We start from the raw sequence: 17,458 nt of genomic DNA, 5'->3' as shown, positions 1-17,458 counted from the left end.
CCTCTCGCGACGCGTCGGCCGCCCCGGCGTCGACCGCCCGCTCCCGCGGATTTAGGTGCCTCCGGGTCGCCGGAGGGCGTATGGACGTCGTACCCGACGCGGACGTAGAGGCGGTCGAGGCGGTCGACGGTGTGTTCCTCACGCAGGGGGCCGTCGGCGAGGAGACGAGCATCCAGCGGTTCGAGATCGAACCGGGGCAGACGGTGCCCGAACACGACCACCCGCACGAGCAGATCGGGCTGATCACGGATGGGAGGCTGACGTTCGTCGTCAACGGGGAGGAGCGCGTCGTCGGGGCGGGCGACACGTACGTGATCCCGGGCGACGAACCCCACGCCGCCGAGAATCGGAGCGACGAACCCGCCGTCGGCTACGACATCTTCTCCCCGCCGCGGGCGAACCCGGACTGGGAGGAGTGAGCGGACGGCGGAACGGTCGGTCGCGACCCGTCGGCACCGAGGCGTGAACCGCCGCGAAACGGGTTCTCGCGCGTCCGCGATACCCGCAAGACGTACCGGACCGAAGGTGTGTTAGTGTTCGGGACCCCATACCGGGTAATGGGAGTCCAAGAACAGTACCCGTTCGACGTGGAGGCGCTCCGCGCCGACTTCCCGATCCTCGATCGAAAGGTCGGCGGGGACCCGGAGACCGCGGGCGAGGGCGAGGGCGACGACACGCCGCTCGTCTACCTCGACAACGCGGCGACCTCGCACACCCCCGACCCGGTCGTCGACGCCATCTCCGACTACTACCGGAGCTACAACGCCAACGTCCACCGCGGGATCCACCAGCTGAGCCAGGAGGCCTCCGTCGCCTACGAGGAGGCCCACGACGCGGTCGCCGAGTTCATCGGCGCGGCGGGCCGCGAGGAGATCGTCTTCACCAAGAACACGACGGAGGCGATGAACCTCGTCGCGTACGCGTGGGGTCTCGAAGAGCTGGGACCGGGCGACAATGTCGTCCTCACCGAGATGGAACACCACGCCTCGCTCGTCACCTGGCAGCAGATCGGCAAGCGGACGGGCGCCGACGTGCGCTTCATCGACGTCACCGACGAGGGGCGGCTCGACACCGACCACGCGGCGGCCCTCATCGACGACGACACCGAGATGGTGTCCGCCGTCCACGTGTCGAACACGCTCGGCACCGTGAACCCCATCCGCGAACTGGCTGACCTGGCGCACGATCACGACGCGTACGTCTTCGCGGACGCCGCCCAGTCAGTGCCGACGCGCCCTGTCGACGTCGGCGACCTCGACGTCGACTTCCTCGCCTTCTCCGGCCACAAGATGTGCGGGCCGACCGGGATCGGCGCGCTGTACGGCCGCGAGGAGATCCTGAGAGGGAATCGCAGCCGTACCTCTACGGCGGCGACATGATCCGCCGGGTCTCCTTCGAGGACTCCACGTGGGAGGACCTCCCGTGGAAGTTCGAGGCCGGGACGCCCTCGATCGCGCAGGGGATCGGTCTCGCAGCCGCGATCGAGTACCTCGAAGAAGTCGGCATGGACCGGATCGAGACCCACGAGGACCTGCTGGCCGAGTACGCCTACGACGAGCTACAGGCGCTCGGCGGGGTCGAGATCTACGGCCCGCCGGGCGACGACCGCGGCGGTCTCGTCGCGTTCAACGTCGACGGCGTCCACGCCCACGACCTCTCCAGCATCCTCAACGACTACGGCGTCGCGATCCGCGCCGGCGACCACTGCACCCAGCCGCTCCACGACGAGATGGGCGTCGCCGCCTCCGCGCGCGCCTCCTTCTACTTCTACAACACTATCGAGGAGGTCGACGCGCTCGTCGACGCCGTCCGCGAGGCCCGGGACCTGTTCGCGTAGCGAATCCGCGGGGTACGGCACCCGTGCGCACAGTGAATCGGTGATCGCGCGCCGCTCGTCGTCGACCCCGGACGCGTCCGGTGATTTTCTCGTAATACTACCGAATAATCGGGTCTAAGGGGCGTGGCAACGGTGATCGCACAATTGTTATCCCGTCGACGGCCCGACGATAGTACGAAGAAGAGTCACAACTCTTGTAGTAAGTTGTTCCCCGCCGAGTCGTCGCTCGCCACCACACCACATGACCGACCATACACCGACGCCGTCCGACGCCCGCGCAGACCCGAACGGAGCCGCCGATCGATCCGAATCGCTCGCCGACCACTCCCCGAGGACCGACGGGGGACCGATCACCGTCCTCCAGGTCGAGCCGGACCCGCGTTCCGCCGAGCTGCTGGAGGCGTTCGCGGCGCGGCTCACCGATCGCGTTCGGGTCCACACCGTGGACCGCTTCGCGGACGCACTCGACGCCGTCGAGACGGGCGTCGAGTTCGACGGCGAGCGGGTCCCGGTCGACTGCGTCGTGACGGAACAGCGCCTTCCGGACGGGTCCGGGGTCGACCTGACCGAGCGACTGCGCGAGGCTGACCGCGGGGTCCCGGTCGTGTTCTACACCACGTGTCCGGGCGAGGAGCGCGAGGCGGCCGCGTTCGGCGCCGGCGCGGACGCCTACTTCGAGAAGGGGTCCGACCGCGGCCGGTACGACGCGATCCTCGACCGGATCCGCGCGCTCGTCGACGAGCGCCGCGACCGCGAGGGAGACGCGAGGGCGGGAGTCGCGTCGACGCCGCGCGCACCCGGGGCACCGGGAGAGACGCTGCGCTCCGAGGAGTGAGTGGCGTCGCCGAGCGGCAACTGTGGAGAGTAGAAGGGACAGCGACTGTGGAGGGTAGAGGGGACGGCGTCAGCGGGGTCGACAGACGTTCGCGTTACCGTTCGAGGTCGAGATCGACCGTGAGGTCGGTCGCTATCCACGCGTCGGTGTTGCCCTGTTCGGTGAAGACAGTCCGCTCCTGAGAACAGCGGGTCGCGGCGACGGTCGGCCGTTCGTCGGCCGCCGATTCGGCGTCCCGCTCGATCCGGTCTCCCGTTGTCATTACTACCCGGTCAGAGACCGGCGGGGATATAGATTTCGGTCGACCTAAACCATCCGCGGCGATCCGGGTGGGGGATCGGAGGGCCTTACCTCGCGGCGGTCGTTCACTCGGCCGTGACCGACACGCTGTTCACACCGCTCACGCTGCGCGAGACCGAGTTCCGGAACCGCGTAATGCTCTCGCCGATGTGCCAGTACTCCGCCGAGGACGGGCTGGCAAACGACTGGCACCGCGTCCACCTCGGGGCCCGCGCCGCCGGCGGCGCGGGAGTCGTGATGACGGAGGCGACCGGCGTCGAACCGCGCGGCCGCATCACCCCGAACTGCCTCGGGATCTGGTCCGACGAGCACGCCGAGGCGATCGAACCGATCGTCGAGTTCGTGAAGTCTCAGGGCGCGACCCCGGGGATCCAGCTGGCTCACGCCGGACGGAAGGCCTCTCACCGCCCGCCGGCCGAGGGGGGCGGACCCATCCCCGCCGACGAGGCGGACGGGTGGGAGACCGTCTCCGCGACCGACGATCCGTACCCGCACGCGAACGTCGACGAGGGCGACCTGGCCGACACCCGCCGGCTGGACGGTGAGGGCATCGACGAGGTCATCGACGCGTTCGCGGCCGCCGCGGAGCGCGCGCACGACATCGGCTTCGAGGTGGCGGAGGTCCACGCGGCCCACGGCTACTTGCTCCACCAGTTCCTCTCGCCGGTCACCAACGACCGGGAGGACGAGTACGGCGGGAGCTTCGAGAACCGCACTCGGCTCCTCCGCGAGGTCGTCGAGGCAGTCCGCGAGGTCTGGCCCGACGGCAAGCCGGTCTTCGTCCGGATCTCCGCGACCGACTGGCTCCCCGACCGCGACTCGTGGGACGTGGACGACTCGGTGCGGCTGGCCCCCGTACTCGCCGAGGCCGGCGCCGACCTGATCGACGTCTCGGGCGGCGGGATCCACCCGGACCAGAGATCCCGAGCGCCGGCCCGGGCTATCAGGTACCCTACGCCGAGGCGATCCGCGAGGGAACCGACGTGCCCGTCGCCGCGGTTGGCGGGATCACGGAGCCGACCCACGCCGACGCCCTGGTCCGCAACGAGCGGGCCGACCTCGTCGCGCTCGGCCGCGAGATGCTCCGCCACCCGCACTGGCCGCTTGAGGCCGCCCACGAACTCGGCGAAGAGGCCGAGTGGCCGGTCCAGTACCGCCGCGGCCGCTACGACTGAGCGACGACGACGGCAAGTCACCGACGGGGCGGGAACCGCCCGCACGCTCCGAGAAGACTTATTTCCCTCCCGCGAGCCGACCGCGTATGGAGTACCGACCGTTCCCCGACGAGCGCGCCGACGAGTTCGACGCGTTCATGCGGTACGCGTTCGCCCCGACCGAGGGACCGTACGACCCCGCGGAGGCCGACGACCACGACACCATCGCCGACAGGCGGGGGCTGTTCGACGGCGACGACCCGGTGGCGGTCTGCGCGCACCACTACTTCTCGCTGCGGATCCGCGGCGAGGACCGCGAGGTCGCCGGACTCTCCGCGGTCGCGTCCCCGCCGGAACACCGCCGGCAGGGGAACGTCGGCCGGATGCTCAGGGAGTCGCTCGCGGAGTACCGCGACCGCGACGTCTTCGTCTCGACGCTGTGGCCCTTCGAGTACCCCTTCTACGCGAACTACGGCTGGGCGACCGCGAGCCGCTACCGCCACCTGACCGCGCCGCCGGAACAGCTCGGGTTCGTCGACGACCTGATCGCGACCGCGGGCGACGACGCCGGGACCTTCCGCCGACTCGGGGAAGACGACTACCCGGCCGTGAAACCCGTTCTCGCGGCGACCGCGGAGCGCTACGACCTGACGATGGACTGGACCGAGGAGTGGTGGCGCGAGCGGACCCTTCAGGGGTGGAAGACCGACCCGTTCGTCTACGGGTGGGAGCGCGACGGGGAGGTTCGGGCCGTCTGCGCGTACAGCTTCCACGACGAGCCGGACGCGGACGACCCGGCGTTGCGCGTCACCGACGTCGCCGTCGCGGACGACGAGGCGTGGTTCCAGCTGCTCCGCTTCTTCCGCGACCACGACTCGCAGGTCGACGAGGTCCGGATCCGCGCCCCGCCGGACGCGCCCCTGCTCGACCTCGTCGACGACCCGCGCGCCATCGACTGCGAGGTTCGCACCGGACCGATGGTCCGGCTCGTCGACGTCGCCGCCGCGCTCGAAGCGCTCGCGCCGGACCCCGAACTCGAGACCGCGTTCTCGCTTTCGGTCGCCGACCCGCTCGTCGATTGGAACGACCGGACGTTCCGGGTCGCCGTCGCGGACGGCGCGGTCACCGTCGAGCCGGCGGGCGGCGAGACCGACGGTGAGACCGCCGACGCAGAAAGCGAGACCGCGGACGCCGCGGTCGACGTCGGCGCGCTCTCGCAGCTGTACGTCGGGTACCGGTCGGTCGACGAGGTGATTCGGGACGACGGGCTCGCGGTCGGCAGCGCGGTCGCGGACGACAGCGCGGTCGCGGGCGACCTCCGCGCGCTGTTCCCGCCACGAACGACTCATCTGCGCGAGGGGTTCTGAGCCGCCCTCGCTGCCGGGCTTTTTATCCGCGGACCGCCTACGGCGCGGTATGAGTTCCCGCGACCCGCGCGACGACGACCTCGAGGAGCGGCTCGACGAGCTCGAGGACGTGCTGAGCGAGCTCCGCTCCGACCTCCGAGAGACCGAGCGCGACCGCCGCGGTCCCCCGCGGCCGCCCCGACTTTCGGAGCTGGTGCGGTTCACCGAACAGTACACCATTCCGACGCTCATCGCGCTGCTGGAGACGACGATCAAGTCGCTCGAACTGCTCCAGGGCACCCTCCGGCTCGCCGACCCCGAGCGGAGCGTCGCGGAGGGCGCGGAGGGCGCGGGCGACCGCCTCGCGGACGTCCGCGACGGCGCGAGCGCCGGTCTCTCGCGGTCGCTCTCGGAGCTCCGGACCGCGCTCTCCGAGGCCGACCTCCCAGAGGAGGCCGCCTCGCGGTCGATCATCGCCGACGCGCGCGACCTCACCGCGGAGATCGAGTCCCGGATCGACGAGGGACGCCGGGAGGCGGACGCGGCGCGGGACCGGCGCCTCGGGAGGGACGGCGACCGGGACCGCGACCGAGACGAGGGCGACCGGGACCGAGACGGAGGTGATCGAACCCGGGACGAGAGCGACCGAACCCGGGACGAGATCGACCGAGAGCGCGACGAGAGGGAGTCCGACCGCGACGACGACACCAGTCCGGTTCGGATCGACGTGACCGAACCCGGCGAAAGCGGGGACGAGGGCGACGAACGCGAGGACGAAGCGTCCGACGACGCCGACGACGCCCCGGAGATAGACGTCGAGTCCGAGCTGGAGTCGATAAAGCGTCAGGTCGACGGCGACGAGGTCGGTGCGGAGGCGGGCGACGACGTGGAAGCAGACGATGATACCGACACGGACGACGACGTGGAGAACGGCGCGGGCAGCGAAGGGAACGCGGGCTCGAGCGACGACGCGGACGAAGAGGACCCGGACGACGGAGCGAACTGAGCCGCGGTCTTAAAACGACGCGCCGAGCCGGTCGGCGACGCGCTCGGCGGAGTCGAGGAGGAGCGTCTCGTCGTCGGTGAACACTTCGAGGGCGACGGTGCCGTCGAACCCGGCGAGTTCCGACTCGACGAGGTCGTAGTCGACCTCGCCGGCTCCCACGGGGAGGTGGGTGTCGCCGCGGCGGCGGACGTCGTGGCAGTGGAGATGCGAGATCCGGTCGCCGTGGCTCCGGAGGAACCGCTTTATCGCCTTGTTTCCCCCCTCCATGTACGCGTGGCCGAGGTCGAAACAGATCGGGGTGTCGGTCTCGCGGGCGAGGTCGCCGGCCGCTTCGAGGAGGCGCCGCTGGTAGTCGACGATGGCGTCGTTCACCTCGGGGACGTACGTCGCCAGCCGCTGGCTGTACGGCAGGTGGACGAGTAACTCGCGGCCGGCGAGCGCATCGCTCAGGCGCTCGGGGTCGACGTCGCCCGGCACGAGCGTCGGCTCCCCGATTCCGAGCTCGCAGAAGTCGAATCGGGGCGACGACGCCGCGAGCCGATCGAGGTCGTCGCCGACGGTGAGACCGATCGTCATGTCGGCGGTGGGTACGGCGGCGTGTTATGTATCCCCCTTCTTTTCAATGGAGTGCTGATCTGAATAACCGGCAGCGGGACACGGGACGCCGACGGTTCGGGGTTGTCGCGTCGCTGTACGAACGACCGATGGGGGAGGACCACCGTCGCCGCCCCGCTCGCTCGGCCCACGCTGTCCTCAGTGGTCGTGGTCGTGACCCTGATCCCGTATCTCCGGGTGTTGATCGGCGAACTCCGTCGGATCCTCCTCGAACGTCCGCTTACACGCCGTCGAGCAGAAACGGTACGTCGTCCCCTCGTGGGACGCGCTGGGACCCTCGTCGTCGGTCCGCATGCCGCAGACCGGATCGCGGTACTCCCCGGGCGCACCGAGACCGCGTCGATAGACGTACAGGAGGAACCCGGAGAGCGCGAAGGCGACGAGGTTGAGGTAGAACGTGTAGTTGAGCTCGAAGTAGGTCTGCTCGGTCGCCGTCTCGCCGCCCGCGAGGTCGGGGACGATACCGAGCGCGTCGAACAGCAGTTCCATGAGGAAGCCGGTGAACGCCATGGTCACGAAGAAGACGCCGAGGATGTACAGCATGACCTTCCAGCCGTAGTACTTCCGGTAGACGTTGAGAACCGGTATCGTGATGAGGTCGGCGTAGACGAACGCGATGATCCCGGCGAAGCCGACGCCGCCGCCCCACAGCGCGACGGCGAACGGGACGTTCCCCATGCTCCCGACGAAGCTGACGACCGCGATGGCGACGCCCATGAGTGCGTTCTCGGCGGTCACGAGCAGGCCGTCTCCTTGGACGAACAGCGCGTTCCACACCCGCTGCGGGACGAAGACGATGACGAACCCGGAGATGAGAAAGCCCGCGACGATGTCTTTCCAGATCATCGACCACTCCTTGCGGTACTGGTTGGCGACCTTGTACCAGCCGCCCCACGAGCGCAGTTCGTCGCGCCACCCGCCGCGGCCGGACGTCTCCTGACGGTACGTCTCCAGACACCCCTCCGAACAGAACCGTAGGGTCTCGCCGCCGTCGGTCGTGAGCGTGTGCTCCTTCGTACCCTCCATGCCGCAGGTGGGATCCTCGCTGACTCCCGACTCGCGGTCGCGCTCCGCGAGCGTCTCCCTGACCTCGTCGAAGAGGGCCTCGGGGAGCGTGAGGTGGACGATGCCGGCCATCACGACGATGAGGATCAGGCCGCCGAGCAGCTCCGCGAGCAGGAACTCCCAGCCCAGCAGGATCAGGATCATCAGCCCCAGTTCGACGATGAGGTTCGTCGACGCGAACATGAACGCGAGGAAGTTCACCGCGTGGGCGCCCTTCTTGAACAGCCCCTTCCCGATGGCGACGGCCCCAAAGCTACACCCGCTGCTCGCCGCGCCGAACGCCGTCGCCTTCGCGAGGCCGCGCAGGTCGCCGTCGCCCAAGACCCCCGCCATTCGCTCCTTCGAGACGTACACCTGAACGAGACTCGTCACCGTGAGTCCCATGATGATCGCCCAGGCCGCCGTCCAGAGAAACCCGAAACCGATACGGAGGGATTCGAGAACGCCGTCGAGTATCGTTGCCTGCATGGTTGGATGATCGCAAGGGAAGTCTATTGCAGTTTCCCTTAGAATACCCTTCCCGAGACGGGGTAGATACTACGGTATCGAAAGCTACTGGGCAGCAGTATTTGGATTGTGAAGCAAACCGCCATCGCCGCGAATTGAGTTGCCGACGCGAGCGTCGAGGCGCGTCCGACCGGGCGCCACAGCGCGTCGGACCGGGACCGCGGCGTCCGCGTCCCGTCTCCCGATTCAGTCGTCCGCGAGCGGGTTGTCGAGGTCGATCTCGCCGGCGTCTATCTCGGCTTCGATCTCGCGGGCCGCAGTCACCATGTTCTCGGTCTTGCCGTAGGCGACCTCGCGCGGGAGCAGCTTCAGCCCGCAGTCGGGCGAGATTCGTGAGCTTCTCCGGCGGGACGACGCGGAGGCCCTGCCGGATGTTCCGTTTGATCTCCGCGACCGACTCCACCTCGGCGGTGTGGGCGTCGACGACGCCGAGCGCGAGGTCGGGTTCGAGTTCGGGCTCCTCGAAGACGGGGATCTGCTCGTAGTCGCCGTTCGACAGTTCGAGGTCGAACTCGTCGATCGGGTAGTCGTTGATCTCGGGGTACACCCGCGAGTAGTCGCCGTAACAGACGTGGAGACCGATCCGGACCTCCTCGGGGATGCCCGCGGCGATTCGTTCGAGCGCCTCGCCGACGATGGCGTGGTCCTCAGGCGTCGTCGCCAGCGCCGGCTCGTCGATCTGGATGTAGCGCGCGCCCGCCTCGACGAGCTTCTCGACCTCCTCGTTGACGAGGTCCGCGAGGTCGTACACCAGCTCCTCGGTGGAGGGGTACGCCTCGTTGAACGCCCAGAAGCCGAGGGTGTACGGTCCCGTGATCGGGACCTTGACGGGGCGCTCGGCGACGCCGGCAGTGAACTCGAACTCGTCGACGAGCCACGGCTCGTCGTACTCGACCTCCTCGACCACGCTCGGCTTGTCGAAGTAGTTGTGGCCCCACACCTTCACGGGACCGTTGAACTCGTAGCCGTCGATGCGGTCGGCGAAGAACTCCACCATCTCGTTGCGGCGCATCTCGCCGTCGACGACCGTGTCCAGCCCGGCGCGCTCGTGCTCGTGCGTGATGAGCCGGCAGGCGTCGTCGTGGGCCTCTTCGAGGTCCGACTCGTCGAACTTCGAGTCGGGGTCGTCGACCAGTTCGTCGGCCCGGTTGAGCCACTTCGGCTTCGGGTAGGAGCCGACGACGGTCGTCAGCAGGAACGCGTCGGTCGGGTGGTCGTCCGGGCGGAACTGGTCTCTGTTGGCGTCGGGGTTTCGGACCATCAGTCGAGCACCTCCGCGGCGGCGGCGAGGGCGTTCAGCTTCTCGCGGTACTTGTTCGTCGGCAGGTAGAACAGCTCGGCGTTCGGCGTGAGGTAGGTCCGGTCGAACCCCTCGACGGGGATTCTGCGACTCGAACCACTCGACGCGCTCCGCGACCGTCTCCGGCTCCTCGACGAGCGTGTTCTGCCCGTCGACGAGACCGAGCGACAGCGAGTCGGTCGAGCCGAACTCCTGAACGTTGTAGACGGTGTCGTCGCGGTCGCCGGCGACGAGGTCGAGCCCGAGCGCGTCGGCGCTCGCCTCGTCGACAAGGTGCGCGTACAGCTTCTCGTCGAGCGCGCCGTAGAACGTCTGGACCACCACGTCGGCGTCGGTCGCGTCGGCGACCGTCGCGATCGCGTCGGTCGCACGCTCCTCCTCGCCCTCGGCGGGCGGGTTCGTGACGAGCGACGGTTCGAGGAGGAACAGCGTCTCGTGGGCCGGGAACGCCTCGACCTCGCCCGCGAGGAACTCCGCGACCGCGGCCTGGAACTCGGCCTCGTCGCCGTAGTGCTCGTCGGTCGCGAGGTCGGCCAGCGAGTACGGCCCGGGGAGCGTCGCCGCCAGCGACGCGTCGGCGGCGCCGTCGGCGTCGGCAAGCAGGTCGTCGGCCTTCTCGAGCTCGCGGGCAACGTCGCCGGAGAAGCCGAGGTCGTCGACCACGCGCGGGTCGCGGTAGAAGTTGTTGTTGTCGTAGTACCGGACGATCCCGCCGGTCTCGACGCCGTCGTGGACCGTCAGCGGGTGCGCGATCATGTCGTCCCACCGAGCCTGCCCCTCCGATATCAGGTCGAGACCGGCGTCCAGTTGGTGGTCGACGTACGTCGCGCGCACCTCGTCGTACTCCGCCACGATCGCCTCGCTCTCGTCGCCGCTCAGGAGGTCCCCCTTCTGGTGGCCCTTCAGGTCCGAGAGCGTCTCTTTCGCCCGGTCCGGGAGCGGATACAGCCCCGGCGTCGCCGCGACACGTTCGGTCATCACCGACCGTTGGATATGCCGTCGTATAATATTTGCTAATGTAATTTATGTTCGAAGGTTATTACCCCCGACGGACCGAACGGTTAAGCCGTCCGTCGGGAATCGAGCCCCATGACCGTCGTCTCCCTGTTTCCCTCCGCGACCGAACTGGCGGCCGCGCTCGGCGCGACGCCCGCCGCGGTCTCCCACCAGTGCGACCATCCGCCGGCGGTCGAGGACCGACCCAGGCTCACCGGACTCGTCCGCGACCTCGACGCCGACCCCGCGGAACTCGATCGGATCGCGGCCCACGACGACACCTACTACCTCGACGGCGACCGGCTCGCCGCGGCCGACCCGGACGCGGTCCTCACGCAGGGCGTCTGCGCGGTCTGCGCGCTCGACGCCGGGCTCGCCCGCCGGGCGGTCGAGCGGCTCGATCTCGACGCGGCGGTGCTCGACGTCCACGCCGACGACCTCGACGACGTCCTCGCGAACGTCGAGGTCGTCGGCGAGGCGGTAGGGCGCCCGGCGGCCGCGGCCGCGCTCCGCGACGACCTCGACGCCCGGATCGAGACCGTCGCTGACGCGGCCCCGTCGGGCGACGCCCGCCCCCGCGTCGCCGTCCTCGACTGGGCCGACCCGCTCCGCCACGCAGGCCTCTGGGTCCCCGACCTCGTTCAGCTCGCCGGCGGGGAGACCGGTCTCGTCGGCTCCGGCGAACGGTCGCGGAAGATCGATCCGGACGAACTGCGCGCCTTCGACCCCGAGGTCGTCGTGGTCGGGCCCTGTAGCGCCGACGTCGACGAGGCCGAGCGCGCGGCCCTCGACCTGCTCGACCGCGACCCCCTCGACGACGTGGCGGCGGTGCGCGACGGTCGGGTGTACGCGATGGACGGCACCGCCTACCTGAACCGCCACAGCCACCGCGTCGTCGACACGCTGGAGGCGCTAGCGACTGTGATCCGTCCGGACAGGTCCGAGGAAACCGGCGAGAAGGTGCGGCGCATCGATACGGAACCGGTCGGGGCCTCGAACCCCCGGTAACACCGCCTCACTCCCGCCGCAACGCCAATACGGTGAGCGTCTCGAACGGGAACGACTCCTCGACGACCGGCTCGGCCGCGAACCCGACATCTTCGACCAACTCGAGCACCTCATCGTATCCCGTCAGCGACGAGACCAAAAGCAGGACGACGCCGTCGGGCGCGAGGACGCGACCCACGTCCGCGAGGAACGGCTCGATGAGTTCGCGCCCCGACTCGCCGCCCGAGAGCGCGTGTTCCATCCAGTCGTCCCACTCGTTGTCGGGGTCCGTCGGCAGGTACGGCGGGTTGAAACACACCGCGTCGAACGCGTCCGCGCGGAACGGCGAGAGCAGGTCGGCGACGACCGCCTCGACCCCGCGCTCGCGGGCTTGTCGCGCGGCGTGGGGGTTGAGGTCGCTGCCGACCACGTCGAGGTCGCGTTCCTCGGCGATCTGCTGAGCGACCCACCCGGACCCCGTGCCGACCTCCAGCACGCGCCCGTGCGCCTCCGCGACCGCCGCCTCCGCGAGCAGCCCGGAGTCCTCCGCGGGCTGGTAGACGGCGACGTCGTCGAGACCGCGTCGCGCCGCGAGGCCGCCGTCGTGCTCGTCGCTATCGTCGCGCTTGTCGCTATCGTCGCGCTCGTCTCCGCCGTCAGTCATCGGTCGCCGCCCTCCGCCTCGGTGTCACCCTCCGCCTCGGTGTCACCCCCGTCGGCGTCGCCGGAGCTCTCGGACCCGTCGCGCGTCGCCGCGCGTCCCTCGACCGACGCGTCTAACTGCGGTCCCGAGGCGCCCTCAGCGCGGGCGGAGAGCGTCTGCTGCGGGAACGGGATGACGATCCCCTCGGCTTCGAGGGCGTCTTTCATCGCGTTCATCGCGGCCGTCTGAGTCCGCCAGCGCTTCCGCATGCTGGGGTTGCGGATCCAGTAGCGGAGGCCGAGGACGACAGCCGAGTCGGCGAAGCGCTTCGTCACGGCGTTCGGCTCGGGCATCTCGGCGACGTCCTCGACTCCCGCGACCGCCTCCTCGACGACCGCGGCCGCGCGCTCGACGTCGGCGTCGTAGTCGACGCCGACCTCGACTTCGATCCGTAGCCGGTTCCGCCGCGAGCGGTCGACGATCGAACCCGACCGGACGGTGTCGTTCGGCATCGTGATTACCTCGCCGTCGAACGACCGGAGCCGCGTGCTCATGATCGATATCTCCGTCACCGTCCCCTCGTGGTCACCGATCTCCACCCAGTCGCCGACCTCGAACGGCCGGGAGAACATCAGCACGAAGCCGGCGAGGATCGCGCCGAGCGTCTGGCGCGCGGCCATCCCGACCACGATCCCGAGGAACCCCGCGCCGACGAGGAGGCTGCCGACGTTCTCGGTGAACAGCCCGACGACCGCGAGTATCGCCGACGTGTAGATGGTCAACTGCGTGATCCGGAGGATCACCTCCTGTTGGTGTTTGGAGATCGACGCGCTCTCGGCGCCGATCTCGCGGATGACGCCGCCGAGGAAGTCCGTGAGCGCGTACGAGATCGCCAAGAGGATCACGGCGAGGATGACGTTCGACAGCTGGTCGGCGCTCAGCGCCGACCGCGCGGTCTCGAAGAGGGCGCCGCTCCGGTCCCACACCGCGATGAGCGTGAGCGCGCCCACCGCGGTGGCGACGCCGACCGCCGCCGACAACAGGAGCCGTTTCGTGGAGGTGAGGTCCCTGTCGCCGCGCTTGAGCCGGCCCGTGAGGTACCGGACCGCCAGTACGGAGACGACGATACCCACCGAGGCGGCGAACCGATCGAAGTTGCCCGCGAGCGCGCGCTGAAGCTCCGTCACGACGCCGATCCAGTCCGTCATCGTCACGCCTCCGTTGGGGCGCCGCGCTCGCGCGCCAGCTCCGCCAGCGCGGCGAACGCCGCCGGCTCCAGCGTGCCGGGCCGGCTACCGAGCAGCTCCTCGTCCGCCGCGTCGACGACCGCCTCGGGGTCGTCGAGCCCGGAGATGTGCGCCGTGTTCCGGACCGCGTTCCGCACCGTCTTGCGCCGCTGGGTGAAAAGCGCCTTCACGAACCGGAGGAAGAACGCCTCGTCGCCGACAGTGTACTCGGGGTCGCGGGGGGTACACCGCACGACGGCGCTCTCGACGGCCGGCTGCGGGTCGAACGCCTCCTTCGGGACGCGCTCCGCGATCTCGACGTCGGCGTAGTGTTGCGCCGACACCGAGAGCCGACCGTACTCGGACTCGCCCGCGGACGCCACCATGCGGTCAGCGAACTCGGCCTGGAACATCAACACGAGCGGCTTCTTCTCCGGCAGCAGCCGGAAGGCGATCTCCGAGGAGACGCCGTACGGGAGGTTGGCGACGCAGGCCGTAAACGGCGGGAACTCGACGTCGAGCGCGTCGCCCTCGACCACGTCGAGCAGCCCGTCGGCGACCGCGGCAGCGAACTCCTCGCGGAGGAACTCGGCGAAGGCGCCGTCGCGCTCGATCACCGTCAGGCGCCCGGAGGCGTCGCTCGCCGTCGCCAGCAGTCGGTCGGTAAGCGCGCCCGCGCCGCCGCCGATCTCGAGGAGGTGACTGGTGTCGGCGCCGTCGGGGAGGTAGCCGGGAATTCGGTCGAGGACCCGGTCGTCGACGAGGAAGTGCTGGTCGCGGTCGGGGTCCGCGCGCGCGCCGGCCCGCCTCGCAAGCGCGTCGGGGTCGCGGCTCCCGTAGGCGGGGCCCTCACCCGTCGATGAGTCGGTCATGGCCGGGGTACACGCGGTGTTCGGGTAAAAGCCTCGTTTCGGGAGCGGCTCAGTCCTCGCGGCCGACGAACGTCCGGTACTTCAGGTCGTCCTCGCGGATCTCCTCGACGATCCGTTCGAGGATCACCTCCCGCGGGCGGTGGAGCCCGGAGATGCGCTCCTCGACGTCCGCGAAGCTCTCGAACGGGCCGCGCTTCCGCTCGTCGAGGAGGTCGTTCCGCAGCTTCTTGCCGATTCCCGGCAGCAGGTTCAGCTGGTGGAGCCGGAGGGTGATCGGTCCCGCCTCGTTGTAGAAGTCGACGAACCGCTCTTCGTCGGTCTCGACGATCGCCTCGGCCGCGTACTCGATCTCCGCGGCCGCGTTTCGGGTGAGGTCGTCGAACGACACCTCGCGGTAGCGGCCGATGTCCGGCCCGTCCAGCGCGATCCGGTCGCCCACCGAGACGTCCGCGTCGTCGCCAAGCGTCAGTTCGTACAGCCCGAACGAGTCGGCGCCGAGCGCGTACGCCACCGGCGACTTGCGGGACTGCGGGCGGTCGTCGTCGGGACGCCCGTTCGGCAGCACGTCGAGCAGGACGGCGGTCGGACCGTCGTCAGCGACGTCCCCGTCGCCGTCGGCGTTTTCCATGTCTGGTTTATCGCTCCGAGCAGTGAAAAAACCGCTGGGAGGAGCGGCGACTCGGTCGAAGTGGAGAACGGTCGGGAACGCGAAACAGCGAGGAACGCGGCGGCGGGAGGAACGACCGAAGAGAAGCTCCGCGTTCAGGCGTACTTCGCGACGACGCCGAGGATCTCGTCCAGCTCCTCGCCGTCGAGCGAGTAGCGCTCTTGTGCGAACACCGAGCGGAGCTCCGTGCGGTCCTCGGGGAGCAGGTCGGTGATCTTCACGGCGGTCGGCAGGTCGATCTGGTCCAGCTCGGCCAGCTCCTCGACGAGCTCGCGGGACTCGTCGGCGTCGAGGTCCGCGAACCGATTGACGTGCTCGATCGCGCGGGCCAGCTCGTAGCGGAGGTCGCGGTCTTCGTCTTCCGCGCGCTCGTCTTCGATCTCCACGAGGATCTCCTTCGCCTCGGAGGTGGTGACGTACTCCTCGTCGAGCTTCTCTTTGAAGATCGTCATCTCAGTTCTGCTGTGCGCGCATGTGGGCGGCGGTGACGATGAGCGTCTTCGTCTTGCCGCCGTCCGGAATCTCGACTTTGAACGCCGATCCCTGCTTGCCGACGACGGTGCCGGTCCGGCCGTCGAAGCGCGGGTGGAAGCGACCCTTGGGAACGCTCGGGTCGATCTTGAGGTGGACCTGCGACCCCTCGTCGAACTCCTGGATCGCTCGCTGCGGCGGGGAGGTGCCGCGGTTACGGGGTTTGTTCGAGAGCTTGTCGCGAGTCGCCTTCTGCGGCCCATTGGAACTCGGCATGGTCTTGGGATACCTTCCGCTGCCGCCGTTATAAATCGTGCGTTACGGCCCGCAGGGCGTGGAGACCTCACACACGCGGAGATCGGCGGTGCTGTCCGTCGCTCTCCCGCGCGCATCGCTCGCTCGCACGCGCGCGACTACCAGACGGACCTCCCCCTTTCGAAAGGGATAATCCCGAGAGTCCCTACCATGTTCGTAATGAGTCATCAGCTGCCGGACGTACAGGCCTCGGCTCCCGACGTCACCGTCGGGCTCTCGCAGGTCGGGGTCACCGGCGTGGAGAAGCTCGTGAAGCTGGCGCGCGGCGACAAGCGCCCCATCGTCCTCATGGCGGAGTTCGAGGTGTTCGTCGACCTCCCGAGCGGCCGGAAGGGGATCGACATGTCGCGGAACCTCGCGACCGTCGACGAGATCCTCGAGGACATCACCCGCGAGGAGGCGTACCGCGTCGAGGACGTCTGCGGCGACGCCGCCGAGCGACTCTTAGAGAAGCACGACTACACCACCACCGCCGAGGTGTCGATGACGGCGGATCTCGTCACCCGCGAGAACACGCCCGCCTCCGACATCGAGACGCAGAGCACGGCGACGATCGTCGCCAGCGCGACCGCCACCGAGGACGGCACGCGCGAGGAGATCGGCGCCGAAGTGACGGGGATGACCGTCTGTCCCTGCTCGCAGGGGATGAGCGAGTCGCGGGCCCGCGACAAGCTCGCCGAACTCGGCGTCGACGAGGAGACGACCGAGGAGTTCCTCGACGCCGTCCCGCAGCCGGGCCACTCCCAGCGCGGCCACGCGACCCTGACGATCACGACCGAGGGCCACCCGGACGTCGACCTCCGAGACGTGATCGACGTCGCCCGCGACTCGATGAGCGCGCGCATCTACAACATGGCGAAGCGCCCCGACGAGGACCACATGACCTACGAGGCCCACGCCGACGCGAAGTTCGTCGAGGACTGCGTCCGCGCGCTCGCCGAGGGGACCGTCGACGAGTTCGGCCACCTCCCGGACGACGCCGTAATCCACATGAAACAGTCGAACGACGAGTCGATCCACCAACACAACGCCCACGCCGAGCGCGAGGTCCGGCTGGGCGACCTCCGCGACGAACTCGACCACTAAGCGCGTGTAGACGCGGTCGCTAAGATCTTTTAACTGAGCCGGAGGTTGCTGTCGGTTATTTATAAGTGAATGGTGATGCTGTGGTACAGATTTCCGAATCACCAGCCGCTCGTTTATAAATAATCGACGACCGATCGACTGCGACCACCTCCAAAGCCCCAGCCGTTTACGTATAAATCGTTGATTCCGGATCGACAACGAACACCGCCAAAGCCCCAGTCGCGAGGCCG

Annotated in this window: 15 protein-coding genes and 4 pseudogenes; 8 read left to right on the top strand and 11 right to left on the bottom strand. The window is 69.0% G+C overall.

The features are described 5' to 3' along the window. Nucleotides 1-80: 80 nt before the first annotated feature. From ACODNG_RS11625 to ACODNG_RS11615, 3 genes and pseudogenes are all read left to right on the top strand, one after another. Nucleotides 81-419: a cupin domain-containing protein gene (locus ACODNG_RS11625; protein WP_434521435.1), complete on the top strand. Its 339-nt coding sequence runs from the start codon at nt 81-83 to the stop codon at nt 417-419. A 138-nt stretch (nt 420-557) separates the two neighbouring features. After that, nucleotides 558-1,837, top strand: a pseudogene (locus ACODNG_RS11620) (aminotransferase class V-fold PLP-dependent enzyme). 241 nt (nt 1,838-2,078) lie between these two features. After that, nucleotides 2,079-2,672, top strand: a complete 594-nt coding sequence (locus tag ACODNG_RS11615) for a response regulator (protein WP_434521434.1) — start codon at nt 2,079-2,081, stop codon at nt 2,670-2,672. Between the two features lie 94 nt (nt 2,673-2,766). Here the strand turns inward: ACODNG_RS11615 and ACODNG_RS11610 are convergent, their stop codons facing one another. Continuing rightward, on the bottom strand, nt 2,767-2,934 hold the full coding sequence (locus ACODNG_RS11610) for a DUF7331 family protein (RefSeq protein WP_434521433.1): 168 nt from the start codon (nt 2,932-2,934) through the stop codon (nt 2,767-2,769). A 113-nt stretch (nt 2,935-3,047) separates the two neighbouring features. On the opposite strand from ACODNG_RS11610, the pseudogene ACODNG_RS11605 reads away from it, so the two are divergent. The 3 genes and pseudogenes from ACODNG_RS11605 to ACODNG_RS11595 all read left to right on the top strand — a co-directional run bounded on the left by ACODNG_RS11605 (nt 3,048) and on the right by ACODNG_RS11595 (nt 6,478). Next, nucleotides 3,048-4,147, top strand: a pseudogene (locus ACODNG_RS11605) (NADH:flavin oxidoreductase/NADH oxidase). A gap of 86 nt (nt 4,148-4,233) precedes the next feature. Beyond that, nucleotides 4,234-5,493, top strand: a complete 1,260-nt coding sequence (locus ACODNG_RS11600) for a GNAT family N-acetyltransferase (RefSeq protein WP_434521432.1) — start codon at nt 4,234-4,236, stop codon at nt 5,491-5,493. A gap of 49 nt (nt 5,494-5,542) precedes the next feature. Continuing rightward, nucleotides 5,543-6,478 carry a DUF7547 family protein gene (locus tag ACODNG_RS11595; RefSeq protein ID WP_434521431.1) on the top strand — a complete coding sequence of 312 codons (936 nt, stop codon included), beginning with the start codon at nt 5,543-5,545 and terminating at the stop codon, nt 6,476-6,478. Nucleotides 6,479-6,487: 9 nt separating this feature from the next. On the opposite strand, the gene ACODNG_RS11590 is transcribed toward ACODNG_RS11595, so the two are convergent. The 4 genes and pseudogenes from ACODNG_RS11590 to ACODNG_RS11575 all read right to left on the bottom strand — a co-directional run bounded on the left by ACODNG_RS11590 (nt 6,488) and on the right by ACODNG_RS11575 (nt 10,943). After that, nucleotides 6,488-7,054: a sugar phosphate isomerase/epimerase family protein gene (locus ACODNG_RS11590; protein WP_434521430.1), complete on the bottom strand. Its 567-nt coding sequence runs from the start codon at nt 7,052-7,054 to the stop codon at nt 6,488-6,490. 177 nt (nt 7,055-7,231) lie between these two features. Then, complete coding sequence (locus tag ACODNG_RS11585; RefSeq protein WP_434521429.1) at nt 7,232-8,626, bottom strand: permease; 1,395 nt, start codon at nt 8,624-8,626, stop codon at nt 7,232-7,234. 225 nt (nt 8,627-8,851) lie between these two features. Further along, a pseudogene (locus tag ACODNG_RS11580) lies at nt 8,852-9,926 on the bottom strand (methionine synthase). Continuing rightward, nucleotides 9,926-10,943, bottom strand: a pseudogene (locus ACODNG_RS11575) (5-methyltetrahydropteroyltriglutamate--homocysteine methyltransferase). Before ACODNG_RS11575 ends, ACODNG_RS11580 begins: the two co-directional pseudogenes overlap by 1 nt. Before the next feature lie 111 nt (nt 10,944-11,054). Here ACODNG_RS11575 and ACODNG_RS11570 point away from each other — a divergent pair. Beyond that, entirely contained in the window at nt 11,055-11,969 is a 915-nt protein-coding gene (locus ACODNG_RS11570; protein ID WP_434521428.1) for an ABC transporter substrate-binding protein, read from the top strand. A 7-nt stretch (nt 11,970-11,976) separates the two neighbouring features. On the opposite strand, the gene ACODNG_RS11565 is transcribed toward ACODNG_RS11570, so the two are convergent. From ACODNG_RS11565 to ACODNG_RS11540, 6 genes are all read right to left on the bottom strand, one after another. Continuing rightward, nucleotides 11,977-12,612 carry a HemK2/MTQ2 family protein methyltransferase gene (locus tag ACODNG_RS11565; protein WP_434521427.1) on the bottom strand — a complete coding sequence of 212 codons (636 nt, stop codon included), beginning with the start codon at nt 12,610-12,612 and terminating at the stop codon, nt 11,977-11,979. Continuing rightward, nucleotides 12,609-13,799 (bottom strand): mechanosensitive ion channel family protein, encoded by a 1,191-nt coding sequence (locus ACODNG_RS11560; RefSeq protein WP_434521426.1) that lies wholly within the window; start codon nt 13,797-13,799, stop codon nt 12,609-12,611. Before ACODNG_RS11560 ends, ACODNG_RS11565 begins: the two co-directional genes overlap by 4 nt. A gap of 2 nt (nt 13,800-13,801) precedes the next feature. Continuing rightward, a complete protein-coding gene (locus tag ACODNG_RS11555; protein ID WP_434521425.1) occupies nt 13,802-14,689 on the bottom strand; it encodes a 16S ribosomal RNA methyltransferase A in 888 nt (295 codons plus the stop codon). A 49-nt stretch (nt 14,690-14,738) separates the two neighbouring features. Beyond that, nucleotides 14,739-15,317 carry a DUF655 domain-containing protein gene (locus tag ACODNG_RS11550; RefSeq protein WP_434521424.1) on the bottom strand — a complete coding sequence of 193 codons (579 nt, stop codon included), beginning with the start codon at nt 15,315-15,317 and terminating at the stop codon, nt 14,739-14,741. Nucleotides 15,318-15,451: 134 nt separating this feature from the next. Next, nucleotides 15,452-15,808, bottom strand: a complete 357-nt coding sequence (locus tag ACODNG_RS11545) for an RNA polymerase Rpb4 family protein (protein WP_434521423.1) — start codon at nt 15,806-15,808, stop codon at nt 15,452-15,454. A gap of 1 nt (nt 15,809) precedes the next feature. After that, nucleotides 15,810-16,103: a 50S ribosomal protein L21e gene (locus ACODNG_RS11540; protein ID WP_006112901.1), complete on the bottom strand. Its 294-nt coding sequence runs from the start codon at nt 16,101-16,103 to the stop codon at nt 15,810-15,812. 198 nt (nt 16,104-16,301) lie between these two features. Here ACODNG_RS11540 and mptA point away from each other — a divergent pair, with 198 nt between their 5' ends. Then, nucleotides 16,302-17,228 carry a GTP cyclohydrolase MptA gene (gene mptA / locus ACODNG_RS11535; RefSeq protein ID WP_434521422.1) on the top strand — a complete coding sequence of 309 codons (927 nt, stop codon included), beginning with the start codon at nt 16,302-16,304 and terminating at the stop codon, nt 17,226-17,228. Nucleotides 17,229-17,458: the final 230 nt, after the last annotated feature.

The organism is Halorubrum sp. AS12, from assembly GCF_051122765.1.
Taxonomy (GTDB): domain Archaea; phylum Halobacteriota; class Halobacteria; order Halobacteriales; family Haloferacaceae; genus Halorubrum; species Halorubrum trapanicum.
This window is presented reverse-complemented; position numbering and strand designations above follow the sequence as displayed.